The organism is Psychrobacillus sp. NPDC096426 (assembly GCF_044762745.1).
Classification (GTDB): domain Bacteria; phylum Bacillota; class Bacilli; order Bacillales_A; family Planococcaceae; genus Psychrobacillus.
Window position 1 is genome coordinate 1 of record NZ_JBIWEX010000048.1, and the last position, 7934, is coordinate 7934.

Below are 7934 nucleotides of genomic sequence, written 5' to 3' on the forward strand. Positions count from 1 at the left end.
CTCTTTTCTAGGATTGGTTGTGGTGACTTAATTCTACCAAGAAAAGGTCTTCCTTTTTTGTATTTATTCATTTACACAAAATATTTTACACTCTCTTTATAACTTACTTTCTACAATTTTTTTCAATTATGTACTTTCGGTGTATACTACATTTGTATTGTTTTTTTAACGTAACGTTTCAAGGAGGAATTATCGATGCATAACATTCAAGATATTAGAGAAACTAGAGATTTCATTATGAGTAAGACAAAACATCGCCCTGTGATTGGATTAATTTTAGGTTCGGGGCTAGGAAGTCTTGCCGATGACATACAAAACGCTGTTAAAATTCCTTATAGCGAGATTCCACACTTTGCTAGATCGGAAGCAATCGGTCATGCAAACGAACTTGTTATTGGCGAATTAAACGGGAAGATTGTAGCTGCGATGAAAGGTCGTTTTCATTATTATGAAGGATTTACTTTAGATGAAGTAACTTTCCCAGTACGTGTGATGAAAGCGCTAGGTATAGAAAATGTAATCATTACAAATGCTTGCGGTGCAGTGAATACAAGCTTTAGCCCTGGAGATTTAATGTTAATTACGGACCATATCAATTTAACAGGCGCTAATCCATTAATAGGGCCAAACAACGACGAATTAGGAACTCGTTTCCCTGATTTATCTCAAGTATATAACCCGGAGTTACGCAATATTGCGAACAAAGTAGCAAACGAACAAAATATACCATTACAGCAAGGTGTATATGCTTGGTGGAGTGGTCCTACTTACGAAACTCCAGCTGAAATTCGTATGATTCGCACATTAGGAGCGGATGCTGTAGGTATGTCGACAGTACCAGAGGCGATTATAGCTACTCATGGCGGGATGAAAGTTCTTGGTATTTCTTGCTTAACGAATATGGCATGTGGAATTTTAGACCAGCCATTGAACCACGATGAAGTAATTGAAGTAGCTAGTCAGGTTAAAGTTAAATTTGTGGGCTTGGTAAAAGGAATTTTGGAAGAGATATAAAAAAATGTCCCTGTGTGAGAAACAATTCCAAATTGTTTGCGACACAGGGACAAAAAATCACTTTCACAACTTATTAGATTTTTTCATATCCTCCACAAAAGCTCTTACCTTTTCCTCTTTCGTCGCCCATGATGTTACTAATCGAATCGCCGAATGGGTAGAATCAACCTTTTGCCATACAATAAATGCGTAGTTTTTTTGAAGCTCTGTAATCAGTGCATTCGGTAATATTGGAAAGATTTGATTCGATGGTGAATAGGTTAAAAATGAAAAATGGGCATTGCTACATTCTTCCCTAAGAATGGCTGCCATCTTATTCGCATGTTGAGCCAATTCGAAAAACAAATCATCCCGGAACAGCTCATAAAATTGACTACCTAAAAGTCTCCCTTTTGCTAGAAGAGCCCCTTTTTGTTTCAAATGAAAACGAAAATCTTCTTTTAAAGAATTACAGCAAATGACTAACGCCTCGCCTATAAGAGCACCATTCTTGGTCCCGCCAATATAGAAAGCATCCACAAGTGATGGAATGTCACTTAGCTTTAAGTCATTATCATCAGAGCACAGCGCTGACCCCAGTCTTGCCCCATCCATATATAATATAAGATTATGCTCTTTACAAAAATCGCTTAAATCCGTCAGTTCACTCTTCCTGTAGATAGATCCAATTTCTGTTGAATTTGATAGGTAAACCAACTTTGGTTTTACCATATGTTCATCTGTATGTAGGTCCAGAACTTCTTTTATTAGAGAGGGATTCAGTTTTCCATCTTTCGTTTCTACCGATATGACTTTATGTCCAGTAGCTTCAATCGCACCTGTTTCATGTGTAAAAATATGACCTGTACTAGCAGCGATTGCAGCTTCATGTGGTCTGAGAAAAGCGGAAATTGCCGTTAGGTTTGTTTGGGTACCGCCCGATAGTAGGTGTATATCAACGTCCTGTCTCCCTAATTTCTCCTTCAAAAGCTCGATTGCTTTTTGAGTAAAGCTATCATCTCCATAGCCTTCTTCTTGTACATAATTCGAATCTATTAAAGCCTGTAAAATTCTAGGATGTGCTCCTTCAGCGTAATCATTCTTGAAGCTATACATATAAATTCCTCCACTCATTGAATATCGTTATTGCATATTAGATATTGTATCATGCTAGATCATCTATATTGAATCCGGAGCTTATTAAAATGTAACGGGTTCTAATACAAGTTTAATTGTTTTACAAACTCAATCATCAACTACCTTTTAGTGAGTTGCATTGTTAAAATACTAGTTATATGGTAGGATTAGTTAGTGATTAATATTCTAATAATTCGAATAAATTTTGAAGGGTGGGTTTACTTATGAAGTATGGTTTTTGGTTGCCCGTTTTCGGAGGATGGCTACGTAATGTAGAAGATGAAAATATGCCCGCTACATTTGATTATGTTAAAAAAGTGGCACAAAATGCGGAAAAATTAGGCTTTGATATGACACTCATTGCGGAGTTAAACCTAAATGATATTAAAGGAATGGAAGCTCCTACATTAGATGCATGGTCTACAACAGCGGCAATTGCAGCGGTTACGAATAAATTAGAAATTTTAACTGCCATCCGCCCAGGTTTTTACAATCCAGCATTGTTTGCAAAAACTGCGTCGAATATCGACCATATTAGTGGAGGTAGAATTTCGCTAAACGTTGTATCCGCTTGGTGGGAAGAAGAAGCGCGACAATATGGCGGTGTTTTCACTGCTCACGATGAGCGTTATGCCCGTACTGAGGAATTTCTCGAGGTATTAAAGGGCTTATGGACACAAACACCTTACTCATTCAAAGGGAAATTTTACGAACTTGAAAATACGTACCTATCACCTAAACCAATTCGCAATCAACATATCCCCCTATATGCAGGAGGAGAAAGTGAAGCAGGAAAACAAGCAATAGCAGAAACATGTGACTCATACGTTATGCATGGTGGCACGATTGAAGAGGTACAAGAGAAGATTGAAGATATGAAAAAACGACGTGTACAGCTTGGCAAAGAGGCATTTGATACATTTGGAATGTCTGCCTATATTGTCTGCCGTGATACGGAGGAAGAGGTGCAAGCTGAGCTAGCACGCATTCAAAATATACAAGAAGATAGCCCAGGTTATGCAGGCTATCAAGATTTCATTAGTAAATCTCAGCTTAATGTTAAAATTAGCTTAGAGGATTATTCCGTATCAAACCGCGGCTTACGTCCGAACTTAATTGGCACACCAGAACAAATTGCGAAAACAATTTTAGCGTATGAAGAGGTGGGCGTGAACTTGCTCATTCTTCAATTTTCTCCACAACTGGAAGAAATGCAACGTTTCTCTGAAAAAGTCATACCAATTGTTGAACAGCTTAGATCTCAAAAGTTAGGAGCTAAATAATATGTCAAAAATTTATGTTATTCACGAAAATGATGAATGGACAATTCATTTAACGAAACGATTAGAAGAATTAGCGCTACCTTACGAACTATGGCATTTAGATGAGGGTATCGTTGATTTGACAGCGACTCCTCCAGAAGGTGTTTTCTATAGTCGTATGAGTGCTTCATCCCATACTCGCAATCACCGTTATGCTCCAGAACTAACGGCTGGAGTGCTTGCATGGTTGGAGTTTCATGGACGTACAGTATTTAATGGTACAAGTGCACTTTCGTTAGAATTAAGTAAAATTAATCAATACCTCGCATTAGAAAAAGCAGGCATTCGCGCTCCTAAAACAATCGGTGCAGTTGGCAAAGAGCAAGTCATAAAAGCTGCTGAAAGATTAGGGAAAGCTTCTTTTATTACAAAACATAATCGTGCTGGAAAAGGGTTAGGCGTACAATTATTCCACTCCATTGATGCGTTAAAGGCTTACTTAAACAGTGAGCTATATGATGAACCAGTGGACGGCATTACATTAATTCAAGAATACATTAAAGCACCAGAATCGTTTATTACCCGAGCTGAATTTGTAGGCGGAAAATTTGTATATGCAGTCAAAGTAGATACCTCAAACGGGTTCGAACTTTGCCCGGCAGACGCTTGCCAAATCGATGATCTATTCTGCCCTGTCGGTGAGCAAGTGGAAGAAAAGCCGCAATTTGAAATCATCCACGAGGTAGATCCAGAACAAATTGCACAATATGAGGCTTTTTTACAAGCCAACAAAATAACAGTGGCAGGCATTGAATTTATCTCAGATGAGAACGGTACAGTGTACACTTACGACATTAATACAAACACAAACTATAACAGTGATGCAGAAGCGAAGGAAGGTAAGTACGGTATGCTGGAGTTAGCCAAATTCCTTGAAAAAGCATTGGAAGCACAAAAAGTACCCGTATAAAAAGAAAGAGCCGTTTCAGAACCTCCTTTTGGATAATTCGAAACGGCTGTTTTATTCTATTTTGACTTCGTTTTTCTAACACAAAGACAGGGTTTAACAAATGAATATATCCCGCCGGTTCAACTGGAAGCCCTAACAAGTACCAAACGACAAGAAGTACTATCCACACGATTCCAAAGAATAAAGTGTATGGGAATAAAGCTGAAATTAACGTTCCCAATCCAATATTCTTATCATACTTTTTCGCAAATGACAGTAATAAGACTAGATATGGAAGCATCGGAGTAATCGGATTTGTAATAGAATCCCCCACACGATAAATTACCTGCGTGAACGCTGGATGATAATCCAAATACATGAACATCGGCACGAATATTGGAGAATAATATATAATATTTGATGCGATATTGGAGAAGTACTAATAACGAGCCAGTTAATTGCGAACAATTTATGAAAATTTATATAACTAATATCACTATTAAATACCATGGAGAAACCCCAAAATAAAAAGAAACACGCATCTACAGTATGCGCGTTTCTTTTTATTTATATGTAGACATTGTTTCGTTTCTAAAACAAACGTAAAAATGTATCTTTACAAGTTTTAATAATCACAACTATTTTGAACTGTGTCTGATGCAGGGATGAAATTCAGAAACTTGACAATTCTTTTATCCCCTTTTACTTCCAGCAAATGAATACCCGTATCCCCTGTTGCAAAAACAAACTCATTATTAATTGGCTGTCGCAAAAACGCCTTTAATAAATGAGATATCAATCCACCATGCGATACAATTGCAATCCTTTCACAATTCGAATAATCAAACAAAACCTTATGATAAATCCTTTCTGCACGATAACGAAACTCCAAGTCTGATTCACCATTTTCGATTGGAATATGAGCAGGTCTCCCATTTGGAGGTATCGGATATTTTATAGCAGCTTCTTCCCTAGAAAGCCCTGCTAACACACCATTATTAAACTCCATCAAATCTTTTTCTTCTAATAGCTCGCATCCAACTGCTCCCTGTATTATCAAAGCTGTGCTCTTCGCCCTTTTTAACGGGCTTGTTAAAATTATATCTGGGGGAAAATGGGACGCTACATATGTGGCCATCCTCTTTGCTTGCTGCTCGCCAAGCGCTGTTAACGAAAAATCCGCCCTCCCCTCATGCACTCCTAATAGATCCGCTTCTGATTGTCCATGCCTAATAACTAGTATTTCCAATAGATTCACTCCTCAAGAGATTAATGGTTGAACTTAATCGTCAACTTACTTTAAGATTCTTTCATTGGTAATAATTACTTGAACGAACAAGAACTAGTGTTCTATAATTAATAGAGTTAAATATGGAGGTGTAATGAATGAGACCTATTCTAACAAAAGAAATGAATGTAGAGAGTTTTAAAGATTACTATTGGTTAAAAGAAGAATTACAAACATTTTGTAGAAAACATGGAATTAGTGCTGCTGGCTCTAAAATAGAAATATCGGATAGAATCGAGACGTTTCTTCATACAGGAGAAATAAAAAAACCTATTAGAAAATCAAGGGCAACTAGGAAAGACGAACTACAAGCCGATTTATGTCTGGATACGGTCATTACGGAAAACCATCGTTGCAGTCAAGATGTGAGAGCCTTTTTTAAGTCTGCTATTCCTAACTTTCACTTCTCTACCTATATCCAAAACTACTTTAAAAACAATATCGGAAAAACGTATCGTCATGTTGTAGATGCTTGGTATGAGGAAGAAAAACGAAAAAAGGACCCCACTTACAAGAAAAAGATTGCACCTCAATTTGAATACAACCAATTCATTCGTGACTTTTTTGCTGACTCGAAAAATCAAGGAAAAAGCCATGATGAAGCGATTGAAGCCTGGAACATCATCAAGAAGCTTCCTGGGAATAATAAATACGACCCTACTAACTAACTTTTGAGTACTCTGTCTGTGTTAGAAATACTTAGGTTAAATTAAACAAAAGTGAATGTTTTCTGACATAGGGATTAATGCACAATTATTATTTAGATAAGATATAAAAACACTGCCAAATATCAAAAACCTTACCTATCCCTCCGCAGCTAGCCATTTGTCGGCATTTCTGGAATCTCCGGAACAGGAAAGACAAAGATTGCTCAATTGTTTGCTGAAAGTATAAGTTTATTCCGATTAGTCCTGGTTGGAGCAATAGCTCAGAATTGCTTAGATATGTTTGTGCTTTGATGAATAAAGCAAGTTTGTCTCAAGAAAAGCCTTTAGATATGTATAAAAAATTAACATAAATATTTACAATCTTATCTTTTACCAGACAACATTTAGACTTAAAATATTTATGGGTTGCAAGTGCAATACTTGGTACTATAAGAAATTAACCAAAATTAAAACTATATTTGTTTAGTCCTAAAGAGATTACTTCTATATTATCTCTACCATAGTTTTGAAGATCTAATCTCGTAATTCTATGTGTATCAGATACTTCTAATCTCCCCCTCAAATATATGCCTAAAACAGATTTGTCTTTAAAAGTTGATATTTGTTTTGGATATATAGTCCCGTTAATTTCTTGTGTACCTTCAAGTAAACATTCCATTACAACACCGTCGTCCCACGTGACACTAATAGTGCTACCTTGAGAAGGAAAGAAATTTGGGTTTTGCATGAGAAAGTTTCGAGACAATGCAATATATGCATCAGCTGTATTTACATGGCCATTAGATAATCCCCAATTTAATCCAGCTCTACTTTGAACTTCTTGATCTCTACTGCTATACAAATTGAGTATAGGAATAATCTTCACCTCCGAATACTTTGTTAAATCCTTAAACCATGCTTTGCAACCCATAAATACATTAAATTAAAAAGGACAAAAAATAATAATTAGTGATATAAAAATTCTTCTTTACCCATTCATTTATCAGTTAACTAATAATTTCTACTTCTTTATATATTCTTACTACAATCATATAATATCATATTTTTATACTGACAAGACTTCATATTTAAAGGTTTAGTTATCAAATTTATATTTTCTTCATTCCATATTCTGAGATAGAATTATTAGTTCACATAGCTAATTCCTATTAAATAATTTTTTATATGTGTTTTCCCTCAGACTCTTTTTGTTCACTTTCAACATTTCAATATTAAGAAAATATGCCTTACAACTTTTTCAATATAAGTTTGGAAGTATACTGATAGTATCATATAATAAAATTATAATATTTATTCACTAGTGTTGCATTAAATTAATTTAAATTTTAATAATACACTAAATGTTCACTAATTTTTATTTGTGCATAAAAAAAGTCCTTTATAATGGATAAAGCCAGGTGGTAACCCGTCCAAATCCACTAATAAAGGAACTAACTCATGGACAAGATTACACTAAAAACTTCATTTGGACAATGGTTTTCACCAATAAACCTTCAATTATTTGAAGAAAACGTGAAAACAATGAAATTAGATGCTTATACGAAAAACTTACGACAGATTCATTCTTAAAATTACTTCTTTATGCGCAGCTTCACGAAACGGAAAGTCTACACGCACTTAGTGATTGTCTTTTTGAT

At 35.7% G+C, this 7934-nt stretch carries 7 protein-coding genes and 2 pseudogenes; 5 read left to right on the forward strand and 4 right to left on the reverse strand.

The genetic code is table 11. From position 1 onward, the window contains the following. Positions 1-195: 195 nt before the first annotated feature. Positions 196-1014, forward strand: coding sequence for a purine-nucleoside phosphorylase (locus ACIQYS_RS22125; RefSeq protein ID WP_402985150.1), 819 nt, complete (start codon positions 196-198; stop codon positions 1012-1014). 63 nt (positions 1015-1077) lie between these two features. Here ACIQYS_RS22125 and ACIQYS_RS22130 read toward each other — a convergent pair whose 3' ends face one another. Further along, positions 1078-2109, reverse strand: coding sequence for a threonine aldolase family protein (locus ACIQYS_RS22130; RefSeq protein ID WP_402985152.1), 1032 nt, complete (start codon positions 2107-2109; stop codon positions 1078-1080). 245 nt (positions 2110-2354) lie between these two features. Here ACIQYS_RS22130 and ACIQYS_RS22135 point away from each other — a divergent pair, with 245 nt between their 5' ends. Both ACIQYS_RS22135 and ACIQYS_RS22140 read left to right on the forward strand, forming a co-directional pair. Next, entirely contained in the window at positions 2355-3413 is a 1059-nt protein-coding gene (locus ACIQYS_RS22135; protein WP_402985154.1) for an LLM class flavin-dependent oxidoreductase, read from the forward strand. Between the two features lies 1 nt (position 3414). After that, the gene (locus ACIQYS_RS22140) at positions 3415-4362 is read left to right on the forward strand and encodes an ATP-grasp domain-containing protein (protein WP_402985156.1); all 948 of its coding nucleotides are present in this window, start codon (positions 3415-3417) and stop codon (positions 4360-4362) included. Positions 4363-4459: 97 nt separating this feature from the next. On the opposite strand, the pseudogene ACIQYS_RS22145 reads toward ACIQYS_RS22140, so the two are convergent. Both ACIQYS_RS22145 and ACIQYS_RS22150 read right to left on the reverse strand, forming a co-directional pair. Further along, positions 4460-4744 (reverse strand): annotated as a pseudogene (locus ACIQYS_RS22145) (AbgT family transporter); the annotation flags it as partial. Between the two features lie 222 nt (positions 4745-4966). Then, positions 4967-5590: a histidine phosphatase family protein gene (locus ACIQYS_RS22150; protein WP_402985158.1), complete on the reverse strand. Its 624-nt coding sequence runs from the start codon at positions 5588-5590 to the stop codon at positions 4967-4969. 137 nt (positions 5591-5727) lie between these two features. Between ACIQYS_RS22150 and ACIQYS_RS22155 the strand changes: the two genes are divergently transcribed. Further along, a complete protein-coding gene (locus ACIQYS_RS22155) occupies positions 5728-6297 on the forward strand; it encodes a DUF6434 domain-containing protein (protein ID WP_402985160.1) in 570 nt (189 codons plus the stop codon). A 436-nt stretch (positions 6298-6733) separates the two neighbouring features. Here the strand turns inward: ACIQYS_RS22155 and ACIQYS_RS22160 are convergent, their stop codons facing one another. Beyond that, positions 6734-7162, reverse strand: a complete 429-nt coding sequence (locus tag ACIQYS_RS22160; RefSeq protein WP_402985162.1) for a phospholipase D-like domain-containing protein — start codon at positions 7160-7162, stop codon at positions 6734-6736. 572 nt (positions 7163-7734) lie between these two features. Here ACIQYS_RS22160 and ACIQYS_RS22165 point away from each other — a divergent pair. After that, a pseudogene (locus tag ACIQYS_RS22165) lies at positions 7735-7934 on the forward strand (DUF4372 domain-containing protein); the annotation flags it as partial.